21 protein-coding genes are annotated in these 26,089 nt (G+C 60.0%); 2 read left to right on the top strand and 19 right to left on the bottom strand.

Translation table 11 applies throughout. From position 1 onward, the window contains the following. Positions 1-13: 13 nt before the first annotated feature. From lhpI to MRBLRC7O_RS22685, 6 genes are all read right to left on the bottom strand, one after another. On the bottom strand, positions 14-1,723 hold the full coding sequence (lhpI, locus tag MRBLRC7O_RS22710; protein WP_367727690.1) for a cis-3-hydroxy-L-proline dehydratase: 1,710 nt from the start codon (positions 1,721-1,723) through the stop codon (positions 14-16). A 12-nt stretch (positions 1,724-1,735) separates the two neighbouring features. After that, complete coding sequence (locus MRBLRC7O_RS22705) at positions 1,736-2,977, bottom strand: NAD(P)/FAD-dependent oxidoreductase (RefSeq protein WP_112493681.1); 1,242 nt, start codon at positions 2,975-2,977, stop codon at positions 1,736-1,738. Then, on the bottom strand, positions 2,977-3,699 hold the full coding sequence (locus MRBLRC7O_RS22700; RefSeq protein WP_003505658.1) for an amino acid ABC transporter ATP-binding protein: 723 nt from the start codon (positions 3,697-3,699) through the stop codon (positions 2,977-2,979). Before MRBLRC7O_RS22700 ends, MRBLRC7O_RS22705 begins: the two co-directional genes overlap by 1 nt. Then, positions 3,692-4,345, bottom strand: a complete 654-nt coding sequence (locus tag MRBLRC7O_RS22695; RefSeq protein ID WP_003505657.1) for an amino acid ABC transporter permease — start codon at positions 4,343-4,345, stop codon at positions 3,692-3,694. Before MRBLRC7O_RS22695 ends, MRBLRC7O_RS22700 begins: the two co-directional genes overlap by 8 nt. Positions 4,346-4,357: 12 nt before the next feature. Next, on the bottom strand, positions 4,358-5,023 hold the full coding sequence (locus MRBLRC7O_RS22690; protein ID WP_080864430.1) for an amino acid ABC transporter permease: 666 nt from the start codon (positions 5,021-5,023) through the stop codon (positions 4,358-4,360). A gap of 72 nt (positions 5,024-5,095) precedes the next feature. Next, complete coding sequence (locus MRBLRC7O_RS22685; protein ID WP_020810896.1) at positions 5,096-5,902, bottom strand: ABC transporter substrate-binding protein; 807 nt, start codon at positions 5,900-5,902, stop codon at positions 5,096-5,098. A gap of 445 nt (positions 5,903-6,347) precedes the next feature. Between MRBLRC7O_RS22685 and MRBLRC7O_RS22680 the strand changes: the two genes are divergently transcribed. Then, complete coding sequence (locus MRBLRC7O_RS22680) at positions 6,348-7,385, top strand: Ldh family oxidoreductase (protein WP_367727688.1); 1,038 nt, start codon at positions 6,348-6,350, stop codon at positions 7,383-7,385. Positions 7,386-7,673: 288 nt separating this feature from the next. Here MRBLRC7O_RS22680 and MRBLRC7O_RS22675 read toward each other — a convergent pair whose 3' ends face one another. From MRBLRC7O_RS22675 to ftsZ, 3 genes are all read right to left on the bottom strand, one after another. Next, positions 7,674-8,639 carry a dihydrodipicolinate synthase family protein gene (locus tag MRBLRC7O_RS22675; RefSeq protein ID WP_003505652.1) on the bottom strand — a complete coding sequence of 322 codons (966 nt, stop codon included), beginning with the start codon at positions 8,637-8,639 and terminating at the stop codon, positions 7,674-7,676. A 109-nt stretch (positions 8,640-8,748) separates the two neighbouring features. After that, on the bottom strand, positions 8,749-9,447 hold the full coding sequence (locus tag MRBLRC7O_RS22670) for a GntR family transcriptional regulator (protein ID WP_003505651.1): 699 nt from the start codon (positions 9,445-9,447) through the stop codon (positions 8,749-8,751). 284 nt (positions 9,448-9,731) lie between these two features. Beyond that, on the bottom strand, positions 9,732-10,694 hold the full coding sequence (gene ftsZ, locus MRBLRC7O_RS22665; RefSeq protein ID WP_020810894.1) for a cell division protein FtsZ: 963 nt from the start codon (positions 10,692-10,694) through the stop codon (positions 9,732-9,734). Between the two features lie 479 nt (positions 10,695-11,173). Here ftsZ and MRBLRC7O_RS22660 point away from each other — a divergent pair, with 479 nt between their 5' ends. Beyond that, the gene (locus tag MRBLRC7O_RS22660; protein ID WP_003505649.1) at positions 11,174-11,617 is read left to right on the top strand and encodes a response regulator; all 444 of its coding nucleotides are present in this window, start codon (positions 11,174-11,176) and stop codon (positions 11,615-11,617) included. A 503-nt stretch (positions 11,618-12,120) separates the two neighbouring features. Here MRBLRC7O_RS22660 and MRBLRC7O_RS22655 read toward each other — a convergent pair. From MRBLRC7O_RS22655 to MRBLRC7O_RS22610, 10 genes are all read right to left on the bottom strand, one after another. After that, on the bottom strand, positions 12,121-12,267 hold the full coding sequence (locus MRBLRC7O_RS22655) for a DUF1127 domain-containing protein (RefSeq protein WP_003505647.1): 147 nt from the start codon (positions 12,265-12,267) through the stop codon (positions 12,121-12,123). Between the two features lie 217 nt (positions 12,268-12,484). Further along, the gene (locus tag MRBLRC7O_RS22650) at positions 12,485-13,087 is read right to left on the bottom strand and encodes a hypothetical protein (protein WP_162686251.1); all 603 of its coding nucleotides are present in this window, start codon (positions 13,085-13,087) and stop codon (positions 12,485-12,487) included. A 137-nt stretch (positions 13,088-13,224) separates the two neighbouring features. Beyond that, the gene (locus tag MRBLRC7O_RS22645) at positions 13,225-14,343 is read right to left on the bottom strand and encodes an ABC transporter permease (protein WP_020810891.1); all 1,119 of its coding nucleotides are present in this window, start codon (positions 14,341-14,343) and stop codon (positions 13,225-13,227) included. Then, positions 14,340-17,108, bottom strand: coding sequence for a ribosome-associated ATPase/putative transporter RbbA (rbbA, locus tag MRBLRC7O_RS22640; RefSeq protein WP_031234011.1), 2,769 nt, complete (start codon positions 17,106-17,108; stop codon positions 14,340-14,342). The genes MRBLRC7O_RS22645 and rbbA overlap by 4 nt, the downstream gene beginning before the upstream one ends. 11 nt (positions 17,109-17,119) lie before the next feature. Further along, positions 17,120-18,184, bottom strand: a complete 1,065-nt coding sequence (locus tag MRBLRC7O_RS22635) for an HlyD family secretion protein (protein WP_020810889.1) — start codon at positions 18,182-18,184, stop codon at positions 17,120-17,122. Positions 18,185-18,589: 405 nt separating this feature from the next. Continuing rightward, a complete protein-coding gene (melA, locus tag MRBLRC7O_RS22630) occupies positions 18,590-19,963 on the bottom strand; it encodes an alpha-glucosidase/alpha-galactosidase (RefSeq protein ID WP_020810888.1) in 1,374 nt (457 codons plus the stop codon). A gap of 21 nt (positions 19,964-19,984) precedes the next feature. Next, positions 19,985-21,652, bottom strand: coding sequence for an ABC transporter ATP-binding protein (locus MRBLRC7O_RS22625; RefSeq protein WP_020810887.1), 1,668 nt, complete (start codon positions 21,650-21,652; stop codon positions 19,985-19,987). A gap of 12 nt (positions 21,653-21,664) precedes the next feature. Then, positions 21,665-22,801, bottom strand: coding sequence for an ABC transporter permease (locus MRBLRC7O_RS22620; protein ID WP_020810886.1), 1,137 nt, complete (start codon positions 22,799-22,801; stop codon positions 21,665-21,667). 1 nt (position 22,802) lies between these two features. Further along, the gene (locus tag MRBLRC7O_RS22615; protein WP_020810885.1) at positions 22,803-23,810 is read right to left on the bottom strand and encodes an ABC transporter permease; all 1,008 of its coding nucleotides are present in this window, start codon (positions 23,808-23,810) and stop codon (positions 22,803-22,805) included. A gap of 144 nt (positions 23,811-23,954) precedes the next feature. Continuing rightward, entirely contained in the window at positions 23,955-26,042 is a 2,088-nt protein-coding gene (locus MRBLRC7O_RS22610) for an ABC transporter substrate-binding protein (RefSeq protein WP_031234010.1), read from the bottom strand. Positions 26,043-26,089: the final 47 nt, after the last annotated feature.

The raw sequence follows: 26,089 nt of genomic DNA, 5'->3' as shown, positions 1-26,089 counted from the left end.
GTCTGAACGCGCTCTAGGAAAGCCAGGCGGGAAGACGGGAATCAGCTCGGCCGGTCAGCGCGCTTTCAACGCAATCGGCAAGGCTGCCGAAGCGCACCGCGCGGCCGCTGAGGCCGGGCCCGTAATGGGCGTATTTGCCGGAATTGGTCATCAGGGCGCGGGTCTTCGTTGGGAAGACCGGCTCGGAAATGGAGCACCAGCAGAGATCAGGCAGCACCTGCACGCCGCTGCCATGCAGGCTTTGCAGCGTGCCGTCCTGCCCGGCCGCATCGATGACCTGCTGACCGGCAGTGACGATGACGGCGACATCCGCATGGCGCCTGCGGCCGGCAAATTCAGCCGCAAGAGCGTGGCACTCCTCCAGCGAGGCATGCGGACTGCCGATGGCGACAAGCTGCACCTCTTCCGGTCCTTCGTTGAGAAGCGACCAGCCGGCGGCCATATCGGCAAGCGAGATGGTGACGGTGTCAGCCGTGTCAATCGGGGTCAACCCGGCTTCCGGCGTTACACCCTCGATATGCAGCATGGGTGCTGCGGAGGTGGTGCCAAAAGCAGCGCAGAGCGCCTTCAAATCATCCCGAGACGGCTTTGCAGAGCCGAGGCCGCGCAGCAGCGGAATACAATCCGGCGCTGCCTTACCGGCGAGATAACCGACGAGCGGCCAGAAGGCGTCGTTGATGCCCTCAGGCAAAGCCACGTCGACAATACGCTGCGGACGACGGTTTTCTTCGAGATAAACGCCTGACAATGGCGCCCTGCCCGTCAGTGCAATGCAGAGATCGAGAAAGTCAGGATGTTTGGCAGTGCGTGCGCCGAGCACCGTATTGGCGAAGATCACCGCGTTCGATTCGGCCCAGGCGATCGATTCGCCGGCACTCGGCGCGCTGTCGAGCAGGTAAGGCGAACAGGTGAAAGTGGGTCGACAGCCCATGCGCACATAGGCATCCGCCAGTCTCGCGGCCGGATCGCCGAAATCATCAGGCACGCCCTGCGCCCGCCAGTGCGCCTTGTCCACCGAAATGGCGTTCATGGTCGTCGGCACCCGCACCCTGCCGCCCATATCAGCCATCTTTTCCGCGAAGGTGAGGTTGGCGGGGCTGGCATAGATACAGCCGTCAATGTGACCCTGCGTGATATCGATGAGCGCAGACGCCCCCTGCTGGGCCGCCATGGCGACGATGATGCGCATGGCCTGGCGCACGGCGATGCCATCCCGACCCTCGAGCCTCGCCCGGTCCTCATCCTCAAGGTCGAGATGGGCAATCGCCGGAGGCGCGATGGCAAGCGACAGGCCATCGGCCTCGATGCTGTTTCCATCAATGCGGACATGGGCGGCCCGGGAAAAGCGGGCGAAATTTTCGGCGTCGAGGCGGATGACCGGCAGCGCCCTGTCGAACATTTCCGCCGCCACAAGTGCGCCCAGCGTCAGCACATCTTCCGCCTCGCAGAAAACCAGTGCGGACGGCGCGCGGCCGGTGAGGATGAGATCGAGCAACACGCCCGACCCCGTGCACGAGCCGCGGCTGGTCGGCATGAACAGCACGCCGCCGGTGAGACAGATGCCGTGCAGCGGGTGATGCACATCGATCACCCTGCCGGTGGCGGGATCGACACCACCCCAGAAACTCAACGCTTCTGTCGTGGCGATCACGGGGCCTTCGGCCGCACCGGCCAGGATGCTGCGGGCTTCAGGAACGGCTGTTGTCGAAACGGCAGAAGACATTGGAAATCTCCGTCAGAAACGTTGCGGCGAAAATGCCCTTGTATCGATGGCGGATTTTTGCCCCGTCAGAAGATCGGCGACGATGCGGGCCGTGCCCGCCGATTGCGTCAGCCCCAGATGCCCGTGGCCGAAAGCATAAACCACCCGTGCCGTGTGCCGCGCTTCGCCGATGGCCGGCAGGCTGTCCGGCAGCGACGGGCGAAAACCCATCCATTGCTTGCCGCCCTCGGTTTTCAGGCCCGGCAAGAAAGTTTTCGCCTTGGCCAGAAGCGCCTCGGAACGGGCGAAATTGGCCGGAAGCTCAAGCCCGCCCAGCTCGACCGCACCGCCGACGCGGATGCCGGAAGAAAGCCGCGTGACGACGAAACCATGACCGCCGAAGGTCACCTGCGTGCGCAGATCGAAAGCCCCGGACGGCAATGTGGTATTATACCCCCGTTCCGTTTCCAGCGGAATTTTTTCCCCGAGTGAACGGGCGATGCGATGCGAAAAGGCGCCCGCAGCCAGCACCACCTTGGCGGCCTTGCGGGTACGACCGTCATGGCTCACCACCTCGACACCATCTTCAAGCGGCCTGAGCGACGCGATATCGAGGCGTTCGATGCGCCCGCCTATGGCGCGGAAATGTTCGGCCAGCGCCAGCGTGTAGAGCTTCGGGTCGGCGATGGAATACCATCCCGGCGTGAACGTGCCGCAGGTGAAACGCGACGCGATGCCGGGCTGTATCTCGGCCATCTGTTCGGCATTGAGATGCCGGAACTCGATACCGTGGCGCTCACGCGCCTTCCAGCCGGGAAGCGAACTTTCGAACTCCGCATCGCTTTCATAGACTTGGAGGTTGCCCTCTTTGCGCAGCATGGCTGTTGTCTCGGTCTTTTTCAGGAATGGCTCCAGCTCGACCTTCGACAGATCCATCAGCGCCGTCTGGGCGGCGGTGGAATGTTCCACCTTCGATGCCGCACAGGCCCGCCAGAACCGGAACATCCACGGCGCGATCTTCAGCGCATAGGAGGGCGGCACGCTGAGTGGACCGAGCGGATCGAGCAGCCATTTCGGCGCTTTCCAGAGAATGCCGGGCGATGCAAGTGGCAGGATATCGGTGAAGGCAAAGGCGCCGGCATTGCCGGCTGAAGCGCCCGCTGCTGGTCCCTCACGGTCGATGACCGTGACCGAAAGACCGCGGCCCTGCGCCGCGATTGCCGCCGAGAGGCCGACGACGCCGGCCCCAATGACGATGACATCATGTGCAGGCATTACCGCACGCTCGCCAGGAACTTCTGGGTTTCAGCATGCTGCGGCGCGCCGAACAGCTGGTCCGGTGTGCCGATTTCCGCCATCACGCCCTGATGGAAGAAGGCGACGCGGTTCGAGACATCGCGGGCGAAGGCCATTTCGTGGGTGACGCAGATCATCGTCATGCCTTCATCCGCCAGCATCTTCAGCGTATCGAGCACCTCGCCCACCAGCATCGGGTCAAGCGCAGAGGTGACCTCGTCGAACAGCATATATTCCGGCGACATGGCAAGCGCGCGGGCAATCGCCATACGCTGCTGCTGGCCGCCGGACATGCGGTTCGGATAGACCTTCAGCTTTTCGGCAAGGCCGACATGGGTCAATTGCTTGACCGCGATTTCCTCAGCCTTCTCCTTGGAAATACCGAGCACCTTGCGCGGCGCCAGCATGACGTTTTCAAGCACGGTCAGATGCGGAAAGGCGTTCCATTGCTGGAAGACGATGCCAACCTTGCGGCGCAGCTTGTTGAGGTCGGTCGACTTGGCGTGCACCTCGGTGCCGTCGATGACGATCTTGCCGCTGTCGATCGGCTCGAGGCCGTTGATGCAGGTGAGCAGCGTCGACTTGCCGGAACCGGAGCCGCCGATGATGGTGACGACCTCGCCCTTGTTGACGGTAAGGTTGATCCCTTTCAGAACCTCCAGCGGGCCGAAGGATTTGCGGACGTTTTCGATCTCAATCATTGGGGGACCACCGTCTTTCGAGATACCCGCCGAAACGGGCGATGGGGAAGCTGATAAGGAAGTAGATGGCGCCGCAGATCATCAGGATGGTCAGCGGTTCCTGCAGGCGGGTGACGAGGATCTGCGAGGCGCGCAGAAGCTCGATGAGGCCGAGCCACAGCACCAGCGCCGAATCCTTCATGACGCCGAGCGTCAAGCCGATCCAGGAGGGCAGCGACACGCGGGTGGCAAGCGGCAGCACGATGTAGCGCATGTCCTGCGACCACGTCATGCCGAGCGACCGGCAGGCACGCCGCGTATTCGACGGCACCGCACCGATGCCGCCGCGCACGATCTCTGTGCAATAGGCCGCCGTATAAAGCGACAGCACCACGCAGGAGGTGGTGAATGGCGGCCAGCCGAGCTTGGCGATCGACTGGAAGGCATTGCCGAGCACCAGCTGGATAAGCAGCGGCACGGAACGGAAAATATCCAGAATGAAGGTCAGCGGCAGCGACCAATAGGGGCCGAACTGGAAGCGGATGATGCCGAAGATGATCCCCATGATGGTGCCTGCCGTGACGGCGACGGCGGTGACGGCAAGCGTCATGCCGGCACCCTTGGCCAGGAAGGCGAGATCACTCCAGGTGAGAGCGGTTTCAAACATGGCTCACCTCTCTCAATAACGGAACAGACGCGCGGCCAGTAATCGGGCGGCAAGCGTGACGATCTTGGCGATCACGTAATAGATGACCGCGGCGAGCGCGAAGAATTCAAAGGTGCGGAACGAACGGGCGTTCAAGGCCTGTGTGACGCCGGCGAGATCCGTATTCATGCCGACGGTGACACCGAGCGAGGTCATGAGGATTGCCCAGACCATCTGGTTGGTGGCAGGCAGAAACGCGACGCGCAGCATCTGCGGCATGATGATCAGACGGAAGGTCTGCATCGACGTCATGCCGAGCGAACGGCCGGAACGGGTCTGCGTATCGGGAATGGCTTTCAGCGCGCCACGGAAATTCTCCGCGAGATAACCGGCATTGTTGAAGGCGATACCGACCAGAAGCGCCGTATAGGGGCTCAGATGAATGCCGAAATTGCCAAGGCCGAAATGGGCCATGTAAATCTGGAACAGCGCCGGCGTGTTGCGGGCGACTTCCACCCAGACGGAGGCGAAAGCGCCAAGGATACGGTTGCCGGAGAGCCGGAACAGCGTCAGCGCGATGGCGAAGGTCAGACCGATCACCATCGACAGAATGGCGATCTGCAGCGTCACCACCGCACCGTCCAGAAGCTGCGGCAGAGCCTTCAGCGCCTGATTCCAGTGGAATGTATAGTTGAACATTAAGTGTCCCGCCTTTTCAGAAACGATCAACGGCGCGATCATTTCGACCGCGCCGTTTACGAAAAGTCCTGATCAGCGATAAACGCCGTTGACGGTGAGCGAAGGAACTTCGCCGCCAACCCATTTTTCATAGAGTTCGGCGTAACGGCCGGTGCGAACCTGCTGGTTGATGAAGAGGTTCAGGTAGTTGATGAGGCCGTATTCATCGCGGTTGGTGAAGAGCGCGACATAGTCGATGTCGTAAGGCGCCTTGCCGACCACGGAGATGCCGGCGAACTTGCCGCCCTTCACGTTGGACTGGGCAACCGTCGAGGTGGAAACGGTGGCGTCGATCTGGCCCTGGCTGAGTGCGAGGAACACGTCTGCCTGCGTCTGGTACGGGCGGAATTCACCGGTGCCCCATTCCTTGACCGACTTTTCGAGCGCGATGGCTTCGAACGTGCCGGCGGTTGCGCCAACGGTCTTGCCCTTCATGTCTTCGAACGACTTGATGCCCGACTTGTCGTTGGCGGTAACGGCCATTTCGAAGGCGAAGTAAGGCACGGTCATGCCGACTGTCTTGGCACGCTCCAGCGTATCGGAGGTGGACGCAACGCCAACGTCGACGCGGCCGGACATCAGCGCCGGAATACGCTCGGGAAACGGCGTTTCGACGATTTCAGCCGTGACGCCAAGCGCCTTGGCGAGATCGTTGCAATAATCGACGTCAAAGCCGATCGGATTGTTGGCGTCATCACGCGCGCCCATCGGCGGGAAGTCGAGCACAACGGCGCAACGCAGCGTGCCGGACGAAATAATGTCGTCAAGCTTGTCGGCCTTGGCCGGGGTGATAGCGGAAGTGGCGGCCAGCAGGCCGGCGAAAATGACCGATTTTTTCATTCTTGATTTGCTCCCAGAATTGGTCTGCCCTTGAAGGCGCGGTCACTATTTCCCCAAGAAAGCGATAAATCAACATAAAAATACAATGAGTATACAAAAAGAATTTTGTGCACGTGCGAACTGATGAGGTTCAATGGATTAGTTTCGAAAGCTGGCGCGAGGAGCCGACAAGGTGAGCGGAAACATCAAAGGCCCCTCATCCCTGTGCTTGTCACAGGGATCCAGCCAGCCCAAGTCTTTGGGCTAAATAGAGTCTTTCCGACGCGCAGACGCGCGTCTGCTGGATTCCTGTGACAAGCACAGGAATGAGGGCCTAAGGAATCTTTGTGTCCGATAAAGTGGATTCCCGCTCTGACACAGCCGCACCGAAAAGACACGTTGCATTACCCCAGCCATTGTATACTTTATGTATTCAAAATGTGCGAGCCGATATCGGAGGATTATGATGAGCGACACCACCACCTTGACCATCGACGAACTATTTCAACGGGTGGAGGCGATTTTCCGCAGGGCTGGCTTAAATGCCGTGCAGTCGGGAGCGCTGGCGCGCGTCATCACCGCCGGTGAGCGCGACGCCTGCAAGTCCCATGGCATTTACCGCATTGAAGGCGCATTGCGCACCGTCAAGGCCGGCAAGGTGAAGCCCGATGCCACACCTGATGTGGCCGAGGAGGACGGTACGGCGATCGTGAAGGTCAATGCCAATGGCGGCTTCGCCAATCCTGCCTTCGAGCTTGGCCTGCCGGTTCTGGTGGAACGCGCGGAACGTTTGGGCGTCGCCGCACTCGTCATCAATGACTGCACCCATTTTTCGGCGCTCTGGCCCGAGGTGGAGGGACTGACCTCGAACGGGCTGGCCGGACTGGTGATGTGCCCGAGCTATTCCACCGTCGCGCCGACGGGAGGAACCAAACCGCTGCTCGGCACCAACCCCTTCGCTTTCGGCTGGCCGCGCAAGGACACCTCGCCTTACGTCTTTGATTTCGCGACATCCGTTGCCGCCCGCGGCGAGATAGAACTGCACCGGCGCGCGGGAAAACCTTTACCCGAAGACTGGGCGGTCGATGCAGACGGCAATCCGACGACGGACCCGGAGGCGGCCCTTGCCGGCGCCATGCTGCCCTTTGGCGGCCACAAGGGTTCTGCCATCGGCACCATGATCGAGCTTCTCGCCGGCATCATGATCGGCGACCTCACCAGTCCCGAAGTGCTGGACTATCTCGGCACCACCACGCTTGCGCCCTTCCATGGGGAACTGATCGTCGCCTTTTCCCCGGAGGCCTTTGCCAAGGGGCGGCCGGGAGACCCCTTCCAGCGCGCGGAAGTGCTGTTTGACGCCATCATCGGCCAGGGCGCCCGCCTGCCCTCCGGCCGCCGTTTTGCCGCCCGTGCCAAATCGGAAAATGAAGGTATTACGCTGACCGCTGCAGAAGTGGCCGGGCTCGACCAACTGCTGGAGAAGGGACTGGACGCGGTCTCCTGACCGCAAAGCGGAAACAAGAAGGCTCGCGAACGCGGGCCTTCTCGCAATGACAAAGTCACTCAGCGTTTTTTTGCAACTGCACAGCATCCCCCGCCCCGTCACCCCGGACCTGATCCGGGGTCCAATGCGATCAAGTCTTTGATCACGAAAGACTCATTCCTCACGGCGCAGACGCGCCGTGGCTGGATGCCGGGTCAAGTCCAGCATGACGGAGGGGAGACATCAAACCTCCTGACATGCAAAAAAGGCCCGCATTTGCGGGCCTTTTGTTTTCACATCAGCGGCTGCTTAGGCAGCCTTGCAGGCCTGCACGGCACCCGGAAGCTTGCTCCAGTCGGCATACCAGCTGTTGAACAGCTTGAACTGCGCTTCGACATAACCGCGCTGGCTGTCCGTCAGGGCATCGGTTTCGTTGAAGTGCAGCGTGTATTCCTTGTCGCCCTTCAGCACCATCATGTGCTTGAAATAGAGAACCAGATCCGGGCCTTCATCGAAGGACGAGAGAACGGCGAGCGCCTGTTCCAGTTCCAGCGCACGGGCGCGGGCATCCGCATCACCCTTGGCGGCGGCCTGCGACAGCTTGCAGAGGTGAATGACTTCCTTCGGCAGCACGTTGCCGATGCCGGTGATGGCGCCGGTTGCACCGCAATTGACGAAGCCGTGGAAAACGGCGGTATCGACGCCGATCATAAGAGTGACGTCGTCATCACGGCTGGTGATGTTTTCAGCAGCGTAACGCATATCCGCCGGGCCCCCGAATTCCTTGAAGCCGACGAGGTTCTTGTGCTCGGCGCGTAGCGCGAAGAAGAGATCGGCACGGGTGGCGAAGCCATAATAGGGGCTGTTGTAGATGACGGCCGGGATTTCAGGAGCCGCCGCGAGGATGGCCTTGAAATGCGCCTTCTGGGCAGAGATGACCGAACCGCGCGACAGGACGCGCGGAATAACCATCAGACCCTTGGCGCCAACCTTCTGGGCGTGGGCAGCATGGGCAACGGCAGACGCCGTGTTGACCGCGCCGGTGCCGACGATGACCGGAATGCCAGCCTTCACCAGGCGCTCCACGCCTTCCATGCGCTGCTCATCCGTCAGGAGCGGCCAGTCGCCCATGGAACCGCAATAAACCACGGCCGACATGCCATCGGCGATCAGTTCCTTGCCCTTGCGAACAAGCGCATCGAAATCAGGGGTGCGATCATCCTTGCAGGGGGTCATCAAGGCGGGAATCACGCCGGAAAAAATGCTGGCCGTCATTACTAGCTCCTAAGGGACATGTTTTTCGGGAATGGACGCACGTCCGCGCCACCCTTTCGACAGGGACATTACTATCTTGTATTTTATTTGTCGACAAGAAATCGACAAGCTACAGATTTATTTCCAGCCGCTCGTTTCGCACCAGCAGTTTCTGCACCTGCCGCACGATCTGTTCGGCGTGCTCCCGCGCCAGCCTTTCGGAAAGAGCGATATCGCGAGCGGCAATCGCCGCGATCATCTCTTCATGATCATCGACGAAACGCTTGGGCAGACGATCATCATAGGACTGGTAATAAAGCCTGAGGATGCGCCGTCCCTCATCCAAAAGCCGCTTGAACAGGCTGGTGAAATAGGGGTTGCGCCCGGCTTCGGCGATGGAAAGGTGAAGGGCGGCATTGGTGGAAATCATCGCCAGCGCATCCTGCTCCTCGACCGCAATGGCGAATTCCGCGTTGTGGGCGCGGATTCCGGCCAGATCTTCCGGACGGTGATATTGCGCGGCAAGCTGGGTCGTTACCCGGTACATCAACACAAGCGCATCGAAATAGGTATGCATGTTGAGGAAATCGATATTCGACACCATGGTGGAGCGGTTCGGCAGCGTATCGATCAGCCCCTCGCCCGAAAGCCGCACCAGTGCCTCGCGGATGGGCGTGCGTGACATCTTGAACCGCTCGGCAAGCTGCACCTCGTCGATGGGACTGCCCGGCGGCAGAACCAGATCGAGAATCTCGTCGCGCAGCAGATCATAGACCATCTTCACGCCGGAGCCGCGCTTGCGCTCGGCAGAAGCAATTATATCCGTCATCATCAAATCCCTCTTGTCGACATAAAGAGTACTATTATATTTTTTCGCAATCAACGCCGCGCAGCGCCGTCGCCTCTTCGAATGGCGGAATAATTGTTCAAAAACAACAAAAAGCCGTCGCGAAAATTGCCCGCGACGGCTTTTAATCGTTCGGTTTGTGGCGTGGGCGTTATTACCCCGCTTAAGGAAAGACGATTTCTCTAGGGAGCCAAGAATACGCGGCTTGTCCCTTCTCCCCGGCGGGGAGAAGAAACGCCCAGCAATGCCGCCCCTCTAACAAGACGTTAGTTGCGCAGGCCGGTGGCCACGACGGAAATCTTGAAGGCACCATCAAGCGTGGGGTCGAAGGAAGCGCCCATAACCACGTCGGTCTCTTCGCTCACAGCTTCGCGCACCAGCGTCATCGCCTCGTCGATTTCATAAAGCGTCAGATCGTTGCCGCCCGAGATGGATACCAGCGCGCCACGCGCCTCCTTCAGCGAGGGTTCGCCGAGCAGCGGATTCGCGATGGCTGCCGCCGCCGCTTCCGAGGCGCGTTTCGGACCCTTGGCCTGCGCCGTGCCCATCAGCGCCCGGCCGCCATTCTTCATGACATAGCGCACGTCGGCGAAATCGAGATTGACGAGGCCTTCGCGCAGGATGAGATCGGTGATGCAGCGCACGCCAAGCGACAGGACCTTGTCGGCCGTCTTCAGCGCATTCTCGAAGGTGGTGCCGGCATCGGCGATGCGCAGCAGGTTCTGGTTGGGAATGACGATGACGGTATCGGCCGTGTTGAGCAGGTTGGCAAAGCCATATTCCGCAGCCCGCATGCGGCGCGCGCCCTCGAAGCTGAAGGGAAGCGTGACGACACCGACGGTCAGGATATTTTTCGCCCGGCAGGCTTCGGCGATGACGGGGGCAGCACCCGTGCCGGTGCCGCCGCCCATGCCCGCGGTGATGAAACACATGTCGTAACCGCTCAGGTGATCCATGATCTCGTCGAGGGAATCGATCGCCGCCTGCCGGCCGACCTCCGGATCAGCGCCCGCTCCAAGCCCGCCGGTCAGTTCGGAGCTGAGCTGCACGAGACGCGGCGCATCGGTTTTCTTCAGCGCCTGAGCATCCGTATTGGCGGCGATGAAATCAACGCCGCCGATGCCCTCGGCAATCATGTTGTTGATCGCGTTGCCGCCACCGCCACCGACGCCGACGACGGCGATATTGGGCGTGTTGCGGGCAATGGTGGCGCGCGGAGACTGGGTCATCGTCTTATTCTCTTTCTAAACTCATAGGGTCCCGCGCCGTTTTTTGACCGCGGCACGCGAATGATCGGCAAGGTCCCAGCGCTTCCTCCCCGAGCGGGAAAGAGGCTGTAACGCTTTGAATTTTCATGCAGGCCTATCGCCCCATAATGGCGAAAGACCGGCGTTCCAGGGGGCGAAAGATGCTCCACGGCGACGTTCTCCGACCCCTTCCCCGGATGAAAACCGAACCGAATCAACTGCTTCGCTTCCTAGAGGTGATAGCCGAAAAGGCGCGCCGTTTACACTCCATTCACTATGTTTATCTCACTTTGGAACGAGTTACGCCGACAAGTGTTTGCTTGCCGACCGCGCTGGAGCGGCGGGAGATAAAACGGAACCGGCCCTTCCCGCTCCAGGCATAGTTGACGCATCGAAGGCCCGAAAACCGCGCTGCACTTTTCGGTCCGGTGCTCTGAAGCACACAGAATGGAGACAGGCATATGTTGGCAGACGTCTTGCAGAACGAACCGGGTTTCCGCACGGAACAGCCGCGTGTGCTGATCGTGGAAGACGAATTCCTCATCGCCATGGATATAGAGGATTCCATTTTGCAGGCGGAAGAAGAGGCTGATGTCATCGGCATCGCCAACCGGCTGGAAGAGGCCGTGGCGCTTGGCAGCCGCGCCGATATCGCCTTCGTCGACGTCAATCTTGCCGACGGACAGACCGGCCCGGAGATCGGGCGGCGGCTTTCCGAAGACCATGGCGTGGTGGTGATCTTCATGACGGCGAACCCCGAAGTCGTCGTCAATCTCGGCATAGGCGCCGGCGTGATCGCCAAGCCCGTGCCGCAGGATGCCGTGGAGCAGTGCCTTGCTTATGCCCTTGCCAGACGCGCAGGCACCCATGCCGTAACGCCCATCGGCATGATGGCTTTCGACTGAGATAATCCTGAAAATAAAGGGAAGTTTCCGAAAACAAAAAAGCCTGCCGCGGGAGGAGGTGCGGCAGGCTTTTTGAAAAGATGAACAGCGATATGGGAGGAGGAAAACCGCTGTCCCCGAGGCAATCCTTTGGGAGGAGGAGTAGGATCGCCCGCATTACCGAAAGGATGTGGGAGGAGGTACATCCGTTTCGATGATTTGAAGATACCATTTTTCTGCGCGTTTGACAGGCACAAGGTTGCAGCGCAGATATGCGTTTTGTGCATGGCAATATTCCTCGTCGAAAATTCCTGGCGATTGGTTCGCTTCAGTCGTCCTCAGGCGTGGAATGACATCGCTTTGCACATACTCAACGTCATCCTCGGGCTTGACCCGAGGATCCTGACCCGTGGAAAGCAATGGATCCTCGGGTCAAGCCCGAGGATGACGGAGGAGAGGCCTCCAAAACAAAAACGCCCGCAAAGCGGGCGTTTGGGCATTCAATAGCGGCAATATCGTTATGATTACTTACCGACGGCGGCGCGGGCGACGCTGGTGATCTGGCTGCGATCGATACCGAGATCGTGCAGTTCACGGCTGCTCATACGGCCGAGTTCGTTGATGGTCTGACGATATTTGCGCCAATTGTTGAAGCTGCGTGCTACGTTCATGACATTACCCTTTCTGAGGTTTAGGTGACGTCAGTAACGTTTTCGTCCCGGCGTCCTTTGATGTCCTCTATATGCGCTTTTCGGTGACGCATTAACAGGCAGAATAAGGCAATCCACCCATGCACTGCATGCACGGGTTCCCCATGACGGTTTGCGGCGAAAAAGAAACGTGACTGAAATTCAGACAGTTCACCGGGCGTGGGACCATCCCTGCCGCTCAGAACTTGTAGCGGACGCCGAAGACGTTGGCGTTTGTGGCGCCTTTCATATTGCCCAATGTTTTGCCACCGCCGGAACGGTGGTGAAGACGCCAGAAGAATTCCGTCGAGGAATCCTCGCTGAAGGACACGTTGATTTCCGGCCCCAGATAAAACAGGACATTGGCATTGCCGTCGTCCTTGATTTCCTGTTCGCGCTCGCGGCCCCGCTGCGCATCCGTGACAAGGCTGAGGCCGGCGGTAAAGCTTGGCGTGATGAACAGCCGCTCTCCGAGCCTGATCTGCTCGTAACGCGCAACCGAACCCACCCAGACTTCACCCGTAAAGCCCTTGCCAAATCTGGCAGCGGCGCCGATTTCGCCGCCGAGTTTCACGTTGCCGATATGGTAGGGATAAAACTGGTAGCCGCCGCCCAGAATGGCGTTGCGCTCATATTCCACCGGAAAGAGGGCTGCACTTTTCAGCATGTCTTCTTTCGTCATGGCGCCGCCAAAACCGAATATCGCTTCGCTCGTCTCCGACGTCATATCTTCCGACGCGAGGGATGGTGTTGCCGCCAGAGCGATCATGGCTGCCAGTGAAAGACGTGCTGCAATATTCATTTTGCTACTCCTGAACAAAGCCCGCTTACCCAGCCGTCCTCATAGGCATATTCACGGAAGGCGAACATACCGTTACCGAACACAATTAATTCAACTTGCGTGGAAATGGGCAGAACAAGCGGAAAATCCGGCTGTCGTCAGCGCAGGAACCGCCTGAAACGGCGAAGCGCAAAAACGAAGAGCGCGGAGCCGATGGCCAGCAGCGCCAGCAATTGCGGCCAGACCACATCCAGCCCCGCCCCTCTGAAAAGCACCGATTGCGCCAGAATGACAAAATGGGTGTTTGGCGCAAGAAGCATGATGTACTGGATGATATCAGGCATGCTTTCACGCGGCGTCATGGCGCCCGAGAGCACCTGCAGCGGCAGCAGGAACAGGATCAGCAACATGCCGAATTGCGGCATGGAACCCGCGACGGTCGCGAGGAATATGCCCATTGAGGTCATGGCGAAGAGTTGCAATGCCGTTCCGAGCAGGAAAAGCGAAAGCGAGCCTTCGATCGGAATGGCGAGCAGCCCCCTGACGACCACGAACAGGGAAAATGCCGAGGCCACCAGCACGACGAGGCCCATGGACCAGACCTTGCTGAGCATGATTTCCAGCGGCGTGACCGGCATGACCAGCAGATGCTCGACCGTGCCGTGCTCCCGCTCGCGAATGAGCGCCGCCCCCGTCAGCACGATCGACAGCATGGTGATGGCGGTGATGATATTGTTGATCGAGCCGAACCAGGACTTGTCCAGCTCCGGGTTGAAACGGGAGCGCAGGGTGAGGTCCACCGGCACCGCAGTCGCACCGCGATAACGGTTGACATATTCCTGAACTTCGCTGGTCACGATGCTCTGCACATAACCGCCGCCGCTGAAGGCCTGGCTCATGCGGGTGGCGTCGATATTGAGCTGGATGGCCGGCTGCTGACCCGCCATCAGCCGGCGCTGGAAATCCGGAGGGATGTTGAGCGCGAAAGTATCGAGCCCGGCATCCATGCGCTTGTCCATTTCCGCGATGGAAATCTGCTTCGGCGGTGCGAAATAGGGTGGATAAAACGCCGTACTGATGCGGCCGGAAAGCGGTGACTGATCCTCATCGACAATGGCGATGGCGGCATTGTTCAGCGTTTCCGGCAGCGCGCTGGAGCCGGTGTAGATCTGCAGCGTGAAGGCATAGACAATCAGGAGCAGCAGCATGCCGTCACGCGCAAGGCCACGCAGTTCCTTGATGCCGAGCTGGAAGATGTTGGACGAAAACAGCCTCATGACGCCTGTTTCCTCAAAAGTGCGGCACCGGCACTAAGCAGCAGCGGAATGGCTATGATGAGCGGCAGGAACGAGCCGGAAAGCCCGGCGAAATCAAGCCCCTTCGAAAAGGTCCCGCGCGAAATGGTCATGAAATAGGTGGCCGGATAGATGTTACCGATAAAGGCGCCGGCGCCCTGCAGCGAGGAGACGGGATCGATCATGCCCGAATATTGCGTGGCCGGAATGAGCGTCAGCAGGGCCGTGCCGAAAATCGCTGCGATCTGGCTCTTCATGAAGGATGACATGAGAAGGCCAATGGAGGTGGCGATGATGACGTAGAGCAGCGCTCCCGCCGCATAGGCGAGATAACTTCCGGTGAAAGGCACCTGGAAGACGAAGACCGCAAATGCCGTCAGAAGCAGGAAATTGAGCATGCCGAGGGCGACATAGGGAAGCTGCTTGCCGATCAGGAATTCCAGCCGCGTGGTCGGCGTCACATAGAGATTGACGATGGAGCCAAGCTCCTTTTCCCTGACGACGCTGAGCGCCGCCAGCATGGCGGGAATAAGCATGAGCAGCAGCGGAATGACCGCCGGCACCATGGCGACGAGGCTTTTGACATCAGGATTGTAACGATAGCGCGTCTCGATGCTGAAGCTGTTCTGCGTGGCGGCGCTGCCGTAAATCTCGGCGGCCTTCCGCGCAAGCCATGTCTGGTGCATACCCTGCACGTAACCGCGCACCGTCTCGGCGCGCTGCGGCATGGCGCCGTCGATCCAGGCGCCCACCTCCACCGTCTTGCCGCGCAAGACATCCCGGCCAAAGCCGGGGGGAATTTCAATGGCAAGGCTGAGTTCCCCATCACGCATGCGCCGATCCATATCGGCATAGTCGCGGATCGGTTCCTTTTCGATGAAATAACGGGAGCCGGCAATATCGAGCACGTAGTCACGGCTGATGGTGGAATCGTCGCGGTCCAGCACCGCAAAGGTCAGGTCCTCGACATCGAGATTGATGCCGTATCCGATGACAAACATCAGGATAACGCTGCCGAGCACCGCCAGCGTTCCGCGAATGGGATCACGCTGCAATTCCAGCGCCTCACGGCGGGTATAGCTGAACATGCGCCTGAAATCGAAAAACCTCTTGCGGACGGGGGCGGCATGTTGTGTCGTGGGCACCTCAGCTGCCGGAGCGGACGGTGCAACGGGTTTCACTTTTTTCACACCCGAGGCATCCTCGAGATAGGCGACGAAAGCCTCTTCAAGCGTTGCGGCATTGCGGCTTTTGGTAATCGCATCAGGCGTATCGCTGATCAGCACCTTGCCGGCATGCATCAGCGAAATACGGTCGCAGCGCTCCGCCTCGTTCATGAAATGGGTGGAGATGAAGATGGTGACATTGTCGTTGCGCGAGAGATCGGCAAGGATTTGCCAGAACCCGTCGCGCGCCACCGGGTCGACACCGGAGGTCGGCTCATCGAGGATGAGAATGTCAGGCGAATGGATCATCGCCACCGCCAGCGACAGCCTCTGCCGGATGCCGAGCGGCAGGTCGTCCGGCAGGGTTTCCATGACCGCGCCGAGATCGAATCGCTCCGCCATTTCGGCGATACGCGGCTGAATGGTGTCTTCCGGCAGCTTGAACAGGCGGGCGTGAAGATCGAGGTTCTGCCGCACCGTCAGTTCTGAATAAAGCGAGAAGGCCTGGCTCATGTAACCGACGCGGTGGCGGATCGCCATGTCGCTCGCATCCACCTTGTGCCCGAAGAGCTTGGCCTCGCCTTCGCTGGCCGCCAGAAGCCCGGTCAGCATCTTCATGGTGGTGGATTTTCCGCAGCCGTTCGAACCGAGAAAGCCGAAAATCTCGCCGCGCGGAATCTTGAAGCTGACATTGTCGACGGCGGTGAAATCACCGAAGCGCATGCTGAGATGCGACGCCTCGATGGCGTAATCGCCCTCACCCGTCACCTTGCGCGGCGCGATATGGACCTCGTGGTAACCCTTGCGCTTTTCTTCGGGAAGAAGCGCGATGAAGGCTGCATCGAGATTGGGTGCCGACGTGCGCTCGAGAAGTTCGGCGGGCGAACCGGTAGCCAGTATTTTGCCGCCATCCATGGCGACCAGCCAGTCGAAACCGGCGGCCTCTTCCATATAGGCCGTGGCGACGATGACGCTCATGCCCGGACGCCCGGCCCGGATGGAATCGATCAATTCCCAGAACTGCCGGCGCGACAGCGGGTCAACGCCTGTGGTCGGCTCATCGAGGATAAGCAGGTCCGGATCGTGGATCAGCGCGCAGCAGAGCCCGAGTTTCTGCTTCATGCCGCCGGAAAGCTTCATCGCGGGGCGATCGGCGAATGGTTCGAGGCCGGTGCTCTTCAGCAATTCGGCAATGCGCGCCTGCCGCTCCCTGCTGCCCTGTCCGAACAGCCTGCCGAAAAAGTCGATATTCTCGAAGACGGACAGGGTGGGGTAAAGGTTCTTGCCAAGACCCTGCGGCATATAGGCGATACGCGGGCAGGTATCCTCACGGTGGCGCGGATCGGACATGTCGCCACCCAGAACCTCCACCTTGCCCTTCTGGATGGCCCGCGCGCCGGAGACGAGCGACAACAGGCTCGACTTGCCGACGCCGTCAGGCCCGATGAGCCCTACCATCCTCCCTGCGGGAATCTCGACCGATATATCGGCCAGCGCAATGGTGCTTCCGAAGGTCAGCCGCACATCGGTCAATCGCGCGACCGGTGCGTTCCTGTCATTCGTTGCGGGAGGCGCGACCATGGTGGCCACCGTCACTTGACGAGATTGCGTTCGAGGTTTTCCGGCCAGGCGGCCTGCGGATCAAGCCGTACATAGGCCATGCCGGGCAGTCCGGTTTTGACATACTGGATATATTTCTGCAGCAGTTCCTGCGGAATTTGCGCCCGCACCCGGAAGGTGAGCTTCTGGCGTTCCTCTTCGGTTTCAACCGTCTTCGGCGTGAACTGCGCGACATCGGCCACAAAGGAAACTTTCGCCGGGATGGTGTATTGCGGTGCCGCATCCAGTATCAGGCGCACATCGGAGCCCATGGACGTGCGGCCAGCCTCTGCCGTCGGCAGGAAGAAGGTCATGTAGACGTCTCCGAGATCGACGAGGTTGAGAACCCGTCCACCGGCGGACAGCACTTCTCCGGGCTGGGCGATCCTATATTGCACGCGGCCGTCGCGGGGCGATTTCAGCGTCGCATCGGCTATGTCAGTCTCAATGCTTTCAATATCGGCCTGCGCCGCATCGACAGCCGCCTCGGCATCAACGATCTGCGCTTTGGCCGCGTTGATTGCCGCATCGGAGGCGGCAAGCGAGGCCTGCGCGGAGGCGAGTGTGGCGCGGGCGGACAGCTCGGCGGCTTCACCGTCGTCGACGATCTGCTGCGAAACGGCATTGCCCGTCAGCAGCTGCTTCGAGCGCGCATAGGTCTTGGAGGCGGAATCAAGCTGGGCCTTGCGCTGTTCCACGATCGCCAGCGCCGAGGTCTTCTCCGCCTCCCGCTGTGCGACAAGGCTGTTGGCCGTATCGATTGCTATTTTCGCACGGCGAAACTGTGCTTCCGCCTGACGCTTCCGCGCTTCCAGCTGGGCGGTGTCCATCTGCGCCAGCACCTGTCCGGCCTTCACGAAATCGCCTTCGCGCACCATGATGTCCTGAAGGCGACCGGCGGTCTTGGTGGAAATGTCGATCTCGACCGCCTCGATCCGACCGTTGCTGGACGCGAAACCGGAAGGCAGCCCCTCCCCCTTCAGCTTCGACCAGGCAAAGTAAGCGGCAACGGCAACAGCCAGAACCACCAGACCAATGAGCAAGCCTTTTTTAGACATCCGTCTTCCCCATGAACCCTTCAGGTTTCAACCGTAATACGTAAAAACCGAAGAAGCCAGCCACCATCGCGTTTAGAATTCGCACCCGACATTTCTCCTAGCCAAGCGAGAACAGATCGGGTCAAGGGCTGTTTAGGTGTCGTGGTGTTTCGTGGCCTTGACACAAGTCAAATGGGCCCAAGGATGTTTCGGGCAGGAAGCTGGGAGGGTGCAAATTGCGCTCGTCAAACGTTCTGCTGCTGTCGTCGCGACTGTCCAGAGGTTGCTGACACCACACTCGTCGTCATCCACGGGTTTGACCCGAGGATGACGACGGAGAGGTTTTAGGGCCACTGCCGGAAGTCCCGAAGGCAAGTGCGTTTCTCACAGCCGCCTTCGGACTTCCGGGCAAAGACAGGGCCAACCTTAAACCGCCCGCGCCCGCTTCACTTCCACCTGCGTCCATTCCGGCAGCCAGTCGCGATGGGCCAGCAGCAGATCGTCCACCAGCGACCATATCTGGTCGAGGTCGAGTTCGGCTGCGGTATGCGGGTCCATCATCGCGGCATGGAAGATATGCTCGCGATTTTCGCTCATCAGCGCCCGAACCGTCAGTTCCTGCACATTGATGTTGGTGCGCATCAGCGCTGTCAGTTGCGGCGGCAATTCGCCGATGAAGGTCGGCTGTATGCCGTTATGATCGACCAGACAGGGCACTTCCGCCGCGCAATCAGATGGCAGCGAGGTGATGCAGCCATTGTTGCGCTGGTTGCCGTAGATGACAGAAGGCTCGCCGGTCCAGACCGAGTTGATGATGGAGGAAGCATATTCCTTCGATTGTTTGACCTCGATCTTCTCGGCCGAACGATAGGCCGCCGCCTGCCCTTTCCAGCGCTCGATCTGCTCGATGCAGCGCTTCGGATATTCATCAAGCGGGATGCCGAATTTCTCGATCAGGTCTTCGCGTCCTTCCTTGATGAAATAGGGCGTATATTCGGCAAAATGCTCGGAACTTTCGGTAACGAAATAACCGAGCCGCGTCAGCATCTCGTAACGCACCTTGTTGGGGCAGCGCGGGTTCCAGCCGGGCTTTGGCGCACGGCCTTCGCGATAGGCGCGCACGAGATCGGGATAAAGGCTCCTGTAGCTGCCATCCGGCTGGCGATGTTCGAATTCGAGGAAAAACGCCATGTGATTGATGCCGGCCGAACGGTAACGGATTTCCTCGTATGGGATATCGAGATCATGGGCGAGTTCCATGGCCGTGCCCTGAACCGAATGGCAAAGACCCACCTGCCGGATCGTCGGGTACTTCTCGGCAATCGCCCAGGTATTGATCGCCATGGGGTTCACATATTGCAGCATGATCGCGTTCGGGCAGACGGCCAGCATGTCCTCGCAGATCTTCCACAGATGCGGCACGGTGCGAAGACCGCGCATGATGCCGCCGACGCCGAGCGTATCGGCAATGGTCTGGCGCAGGCCATATTTGCGCGGCACCTCGAAATCGGTGACCGTGCAGGGCTCGTACCCGCCTATCTGGAAAGCGACGACGACGAAATCCGCGCCGGCAAGCGCCTTTTTCTGGTCGGTATAGGTCTCGGCCTTCGCCTTTGCCCCCAGCGTCGAAATCAGCTTGTTGACGACGATGGCGCTTTCTTCCAGCCTTTCACGGTTGATATCCATGAGTGCGATGGTGGCGCCCGAAAGGGCCGGACGCTGCAGCACGTCGCCGACGATGTTCTTCATGAACACCGTGGAGCCTGCGCCGATAAATGTGATCTTGGGATCTCTTGCCATGTCTACCTCCGGCATTGGAATTCAAGCGATTTCGAAGGCGGCCCGTACAAGCCGCTGAGTATATTCTGTGTTTGGGTTTGTCAGCACATCCTCGACAGGACCTTGCTCAACGATCTGCCCGCGCTGCATGACGATGACGCGGTGGCAGAGCGCGCGAACCACTTTCAGGTCGTGGGAGATGAACAGGTAGCTCAGACCCCGCTCGTCCTGCAGCTTGCGCAGCAGATCGATGATCTGCGCCTGCACGGAAAGATCGAGCGCCGAGGTCGGCTCATCGAGCAGGATGAATTCCGGCTCCAGCGCCACGGCGCGCGCAATGGCGATGCGCTGGCGCTGGCCGCCTGAGAACTCATGCGGGAAACGTGAGAGGATGTTACCGGGCATGCCGGCCGCCTCCAGCGCATCACGCACCCGGTCCAGCCTTTCTGTCTTGGTCCGGCCAAGGCCGTTGATGATCAGCCCTTCCTCGATGATCTGGCCGATGGTCATGCGCGGATTGAGCGACGCGAAGGGGTCCTGAAACACGATCTGCATGCGCGAACGCAGGGGCCGCATCTCAGCGCGGGAGCGGCCATCGACCCTCTCCCCATCAAAGATCACCTCGCCGCCCACCGGTTCGTTCAGCCGCAGCAGGGATTGGCCGAAGGTCGTCTTGCCGGAACCGGATTCGCCGACGAGGCCCAGAGTCTCATGCCGATTGAGGGTGAGCCCCAGGCTGTCGACGGCGATCAGTTCCTTCAGTTCCGGTTTGAACAGTCCGCCATAACGCATCATGAAGGAGACACGCACGCCGCTTGCCGTGAGCAGCACGCCGGAATTCTCCGGCAGCGGCTTTGCCGTTCCCTGCGGTTCGGAAGCGAGCAGCCTTTTCGTGTAGGGGTGCTGCGGTGCTGCAAACAGCTGTTCGGTGGTGTTATGTTCGCGCATCTCGCCATGCTGCATGACGTAAACGTAGTCGGAAAACTGCTTCACGATCGTCAGGTCATGGGTAATGAGCACCACGGCCATGCCGCGTTTTTTCTGCAGATCGCGGATAAGGTTGAGAATCTGCGCCTGCACCGTCACATCGAGCGCGGTGGTGGGTTCATCAGCAATCAGCACATCAGGATCGTTGGAGAGCGCCATGGCGATCATCACACGCTGCCGCTGGCCGCCGGAAAGCTGGTGCGGATATTGTTTCAGCCGCGCTTCCGGTTCCGGTATCTGCACCTGCCGCAGAAGATCGAGCGCCCTTGCCTCCGCTTCCTTGCGGCTGAGTTTTGAGTGCACCCGGATCGCCTCGACGATCTGGCTGCCGATCGTATAGATCGGGTTCAATGAACTCATCGGCTCCTGAAAGATCATCGAAATGCGATTGCCACGCAGCGCCCGGCGCTGGCGTGATGAGAATTTCAGGATGTCCTCGCCGTTGAAGCGCACCACCGCCGATTTCGAAATCGTTGCCCGCTTCGTCAGAAGGCCCATAACGGTGCGAGCCGTGACGGATTTCCCCGAACCGGACTCGCCGACGATTGCGATCGTCTCGCCGCGATAGAGCTGGAAGGAAATATCTTTCACCGCCTCCACCGTTCCGTGCTCCACCTTGAAGGTCACGGCAATGTTGCGGGCATCGATAATGGCATTGTCCTTGCGGTCATCGGCATCGAGGCGGATGGCGGGGGCGTAGGCGTTGTTCTGGGCAGCTACCATGTCACGCTCCTCTCAATAGGGATCGACGGCGTCACGCAGGCCGTCGCCCAGCGCGTTGAAGGCAAAGACGGTGACCAGCACGAACCCGACCGGCGCGAGGATCCATGGATAGGAACCGATGACGGAATAGGTCGCGGTATCCTGCAGCATCAGCCCCCAGGAGATGAGCGGCGGTTTCACCGCAAAACCGAGGAAACCGAGGAAGGATTCGAGCAGCACGACGCTCGGAATATGCAGGGTGACGGCGACGATCACGTGGCTCATCACATTCGGCAGAATGTGCTGGAAAATGATGCGCCGGTCGGTGGCCCCGACGGCAATCGCCGCCCGGACATAATCGATACGCGCCAGCGCCAGCGTCTTGCCGCGCACCTCGCGTGACATCTGCGCCCAGCCGAGCGCCGACATGACGCCAACCACGAAGACGAGGAAAACGGTGGTCGGTGCGGTGACGGGAATGAGCGATGTCAGCGCGAGATAAAGCGGCAATTGCGGAAAGGCGAGGACCACCTCCACGAAGCGCTGCACCCAGGCATCCAGCGGCCCGCCGAAATACCCTGATATCAAGCCGACACTGGTGCCGATGACGGTGACGATGGCAACGACGCTAAGCGCAATCGCGAGCGAGATGCGCGAACCATATATGGCGCGCGACAGCACATCGCGCCCGAACTTGTCGGTTCCGAGAAAATGCACCGGCTGGCCGTCGGTCGAGCCGAAGAAGTGACGGCTCATCGGGATGAGGCCCAAAAGCCTGTATTCCGCGCCTTCGACGAAGAAGCCGAGATAGACGGGATTGTCGTAGTCCGGCCCGACGATAGGCTGGAACGTCACCGGATCGAGTTCTTCGGTCTCGGCAGTCGCATAAACCCGGGGGAAAGGACTGATATTGCCGTCCTTGTCAGAAAAACGCACCACCTGCGGCGGCGAGAAGCTGGCATTGGTTTCCAGCGGGTTCATCGGCGCGAAGAAATCGGCGAAAATTGCGATCAGGATCAAGAGCACGACCAGCACCAGCCCCAGCATGCCGGTGAAGGACCGCCTTAGACGCCGCCATACCAGGGCGAGATAGGACTCGTTGCCCTGCGTGCCGCGTTCGGGCTTGGGGGTGGCGGTGGTTTCGGTCTTCATGTTGTCAACGGCCACCATCTCAAGCCCTCCCGAATTCGCGAACGCGCGGGTCGAGCATGGCGAGCAGCATGTCGGCGATGATGTTGCCGACGATCAGCGTGGCGGCGAGCACCATCATGAAGGTCGCGGTGACGTAGACATCCCCCACCGCCATGGAGCCGACAATGGCCGGACCGACGGTCGGCAATGCGAAGATGATGGCGGTCTCGATTTCGCCGCTCAGCATATAGGGCAGCACAACGCCCTGATACATGACGAGCGGGTGCACCGCATTCGGCACGGCATGGCGCATGATGACCGCGCCTTCCGAAAGACCCTTTGCGCGCGCCGTTTCCACATATTGCGCATTCAGCGTATCGAGCAGATTGCCGCGCATCACCCGCATGTTGTAGGCGAGGCCGCCGAAGACGGCGATGGCGACCACCGGCCAGACATGGCTGACCAGATCGACAAATTTGCCCCACGACCACGGCGCACCGCCATATTGCGGCGAGAAGAAGCTGCCGATCTCAGACACATCGAAATGAAACACCATCAGATAGACAAGGATCAGCGCCATCAGGAAGCGCGGGATGGTCATGCCGAGAAAGGCGATGGTGGAGAGCAGGTTGTCGACCCAGGAATATTGCCGCGTAGCGGCCCAGATTCCGAAGGCGATGCCGAGAACAGATGCGAAGATGTGGCAGACCAGCGCCAGCGCAATGGTGCGCGGCAGGCGTTCGCCAACCACATCGGCGACCGGCTTGTTGTAGTAGAAACTGTAGCCGAAATCGCCACGGGTGATGATACCGCCGATCCAGTTGAAATATTGCATCACGAGCGGCTTATCGAGGCCGTGTTCGATACGATAGGCCTGCGCCTGCGCTTCCGCCTGTTCGAAGGAAGCCCCGCCCTGGTTCATCAGCTGCGAGCGGATGTAGTCTGCATAATCGCCGGGCGGCGCCTGAATGATGGCGAATGTCACCACACTCAGGATCAGCAGCACCGGAACGGCGGAGCCTATGCGTATCGTCAGGAATCTCAGCATCGAACGGTCTTCCTCCGTTTGGATGGGCCGTGTGTCTCCGGCCGCGCTTCACGCGCGACCGGTACCGGGTGTGCTCCGGGAGGAGTACTTCAAGGTATTCGCATTTCCGGACGGAAACCGGGGTCCGGTTTTTCTGGAAATGCTTTAGTTGATCGGGCCGCCCTCACCCGGCTTGCCGGGAAGCTGCTGTGGGAAGAGTTCGTATTTGCCCTGCTTGTCGGCCGCGACCCACAGCCGTTCACGGATGATGGAATCTTCGGCCCAGTTGAACATGAAGATCGGCGTACCCTGCGGCACGTTGGAGAACCGCTTGTTGACGATGAGCGCGCCGGGATATTCGGTGAGGCCAATCGTATAGAGGTTCTGCGTGTAGACCTTCTGATATTGCTTCATCAGTTCCGCCCGCTCGGCATTGTCCTGCGAGGAGATGAACTTGCGTACCAGATCGGCCATCTCTTTCTCGAACGGCATCAGATCGAGTTCCTTGCCCTCGGGCGAGCGGTGGTTCCAGCTTGTGCGGGGGCCGACGGGTGCCAGCTGCTCGGTATTCTGCACCACGGAGGAAAGCTCGGTGGAGTTGCGGCGCACCAGCCAGTCGAACTGCCCGCCATAATGGGCGGCATCGCGCTGGTTGGAATCGAGGCTGTTGATGACGACGCGCAGGCCGAGTTTCGCCATCTGGCCAACGAGACCTTCCGCAAGGCTCTTGTCCGTCGCGTAGCCGTTATTGACGAGAAGGGTAATCTCGACATTGCGGCCGCCGAGCGTTTCCTTGGGGAAATTCAGGAACCCATCGCCATCGGTGTCCTTCAGGCCGATTGAGGCGAGCGAGGCCTTGGCGGCTTCGAGGTTGAAGGGGTAATAGACCGTGGAGGCGCGATCATAGAAGCTGGTGCCAGACGAAATGCCGCCCGGATAGATCGCCGTGAAAGGCCCCTTCACAAGCGAGTCGCCGATCGCCTTTCGATCGAGAGCGGAAGTGACCGCCTGGCGAAATACCTCATTGCGGTTCAGCTCACGAATGGCCTGTCCGCGCTCATCCGGATTGCCCCAGCCATTGGCGGAAAAGTTCATCTGCAGATTATAGCCGATGAGGCGCGGCCCAAAGGCAAGGCGGGCCGGCGCATTGGGATCTGCGGCGCGTTTCAGTGATGCGACGAAATTCTCCGGCTGTTCAAGATTGGAGAAATCGCCCGAGCCCGCAACGGCCTGCACATCGCGGTCCGCCCAGGTGGAAAGCTTGTAGTGGACCTCGTTGAGATAGGGCAGCTGCTGGCCCTTTTCATCGACCTTCCAGTAATAGGGGTTGCGCCGCAGCACGATGAGATCGTCCGGCCGATATGACACAGGCACCCATGCGCCCATGACCGGCATGTTCATATACTCAGGCGGGAAAGCGTTCTTGAACTGGTTATAGGTGTTCTTGGAATATTTCGGATGCTGGGGCTTCAGAATATGCGACGGCCCGGGGCAGAAGCTCGGATAGGCCATGGTGTAGAGATATTGCTTGGGAAAGGCAGCCTTGAAGGTCCATTGGACGGTGTAATCATCGACCTTCTTCAGCGTCGTTCCCTCACCGAAAGCCTCCGGCGAGGCGCCGCCGCCAAGCGGTGAAACATTGGGGTCGATGACGGCATCTTCCCAATAGAATATCACATCATCGGCGTTGAAGGGTTCACCGTCCGACCATTTGGCCCCCTTGACGAGATGCATCGTCAGCTTGTGGCCGTCTTCAGACCATTCCCAGCTTTTCGCCAGATTGGGCAGCGGCTCGGTATCCTTGGCATCCACCTGGAAAAGCGGCGCGGTACGCGTCAGGCATTCGGAAAGGGCGATATCGATGCCGCCCCAGCCCTGGCTCTGGCCGGCAATATAGTTCCAGCCCTCCGGCCGGCCGCCGACCACATGGCGCATGGTATCGCCATAAACGCCCATACCGTCAGGCATGTTGCCGGTCTTGTAGACGAGTGGTTCTTCCGGCAGGCGTTCCTTCAGCGGCGGCAGCTTGCCGGTCTTTTCGAATTTCTCGCTGACCCAGTCCGGCTCGCTGTAGTCAGGCAGCGCCTTGAATTCGAGGATCGAGTCGCGCGCCACGTAATTGATCTTGCCTTCGGCCGGAAATTGCGGCGGCTCGGGCGGCGTGGTGGTCTCGAAGGCATTCGCATTGAGTGCGATCATCGAAACACTGAGCCCCAGTGCCGAGATGATACCGATCTTGCGTTGAAGTAACATCGTCATTCCTCCCAAATGGCAGCTCTTCGACCGCCCACCCTCTGTGA

Origin of the sequence: Agrobacterium radiobacter, from assembly GCF_040801995.1 — a bacterium.
GTDB lineage: Bacteria > Pseudomonadota > Alphaproteobacteria > Rhizobiales > Rhizobiaceae > Agrobacterium > Agrobacterium radiobacter.
The sequence above is the reverse complement of the archived record's forward strand: the minus strand, read 5'-3'. Positions and strand labels throughout refer to the sequence as shown.

Coding starts and splice junctions, on each gene's coding strand:
- lhpI (WP_367727690.1), bottom strand. CDS start 1,723: ATGTCTTCTGCCGTTTCGACAACAGCCGTTCCTGAAGCCCGCAGCATC.
- MRBLRC7O_RS22705 (WP_112493681.1), bottom strand. CDS start 2,977: ATGCCTGCACATGATGTCATCGTCATTGGGGCCGGCGTCGTCGGCCTC.
- MRBLRC7O_RS22700 (WP_003505658.1), bottom strand. CDS start 3,699: ATGATTGAGATCGAAAACGTCCGCAAATCCTTCGGCCCGCTGGAGGTT.
- MRBLRC7O_RS22695 (WP_003505657.1), bottom strand. CDS start 4,345: ATGTTTGAAACCGCTCTCACCTGGAGTGATCTCGCCTTCCTGGCCAAG.
- MRBLRC7O_RS22690 (WP_080864430.1), bottom strand. CDS start 5,023: ATGTTCAACTATACATTCCACTGGAATCAGGCGCTGAAGGCTCTGCCG.
- MRBLRC7O_RS22685 (WP_020810896.1), bottom strand. CDS start 5,902: ATGAAAAAATCGGTCATTTTCGCCGGCCTGCTGGCCGCCACTTCCGCT.
- MRBLRC7O_RS22680 (WP_367727688.1), top strand. CDS start 6,348: ATGAGCGACACCACCACCTTGACCATCGACGAACTATTTCAACGGGTG.
- MRBLRC7O_RS22675 (WP_003505652.1), bottom strand. CDS start 8,639: ATGACGGCCAGCATTTTTTCCGGCGTGATTCCCGCCTTGATGACCCCC.
- MRBLRC7O_RS22670 (WP_003505651.1), bottom strand. CDS start 9,447: ATGACGGATATAATTGCTTCTGCCGAGCGCAAGCGCGGCTCCGGCGTG.
- ftsZ (WP_020810894.1), bottom strand. CDS start 10,694: ATGACCCAGTCTCCGCGCGCCACCATTGCCCGCAACACGCCCAATATC.
- MRBLRC7O_RS22660 (WP_003505649.1), top strand. CDS start 11,174: ATGTTGGCAGACGTCTTGCAGAACGAACCGGGTTTCCGCACGGAACAG.
- MRBLRC7O_RS22655 (WP_003505647.1), bottom strand. CDS start 12,267: ATGAACGTAGCACGCAGCTTCAACAATTGGCGCAAATATCGTCAGACC.
- MRBLRC7O_RS22650 (WP_162686251.1), bottom strand. CDS start 13,087: ATGAATATTGCAGCACGTCTTTCACTGGCAGCCATGATCGCTCTGGCG.
- MRBLRC7O_RS22645 (WP_020810891.1), bottom strand. CDS start 14,343: ATGAGGCTGTTTTCGTCCAACATCTTCCAGCTCGGCATCAAGGAACTG.
- rbbA (WP_031234011.1), bottom strand. CDS start 17,108: ATGGTCGCGCCTCCCGCAACGAATGACAGGAACGCACCGGTCGCGCGA.
- MRBLRC7O_RS22635 (WP_020810889.1), bottom strand. CDS start 18,184: ATGTCTAAAAAAGGCTTGCTCATTGGTCTGGTGGTTCTGGCTGTTGCC.
- melA (WP_020810888.1), bottom strand. CDS start 19,963: ATGGCAAGAGATCCCAAGATCACATTTATCGGCGCAGGCTCCACGGTG.
- MRBLRC7O_RS22625 (WP_020810887.1), bottom strand. CDS start 21,652: ATGGTAGCTGCCCAGAACAACGCCTACGCCCCCGCCATCCGCCTCGAT.
- MRBLRC7O_RS22620 (WP_020810886.1), bottom strand. CDS start 22,801: ATGGTGGCCGTTGACAACATGAAGACCGAAACCACCGCCACCCCCAAG.
- MRBLRC7O_RS22615 (WP_020810885.1), bottom strand. CDS start 23,810: ATGCTGAGATTCCTGACGATACGCATAGGCTCCGCCGTTCCGGTGCTG.
- MRBLRC7O_RS22610 (WP_031234010.1), bottom strand. CDS start 26,042: ATGTTACTTCAACGCAAGATCGGTATCATCTCGGCACTGGGGCTCAGT.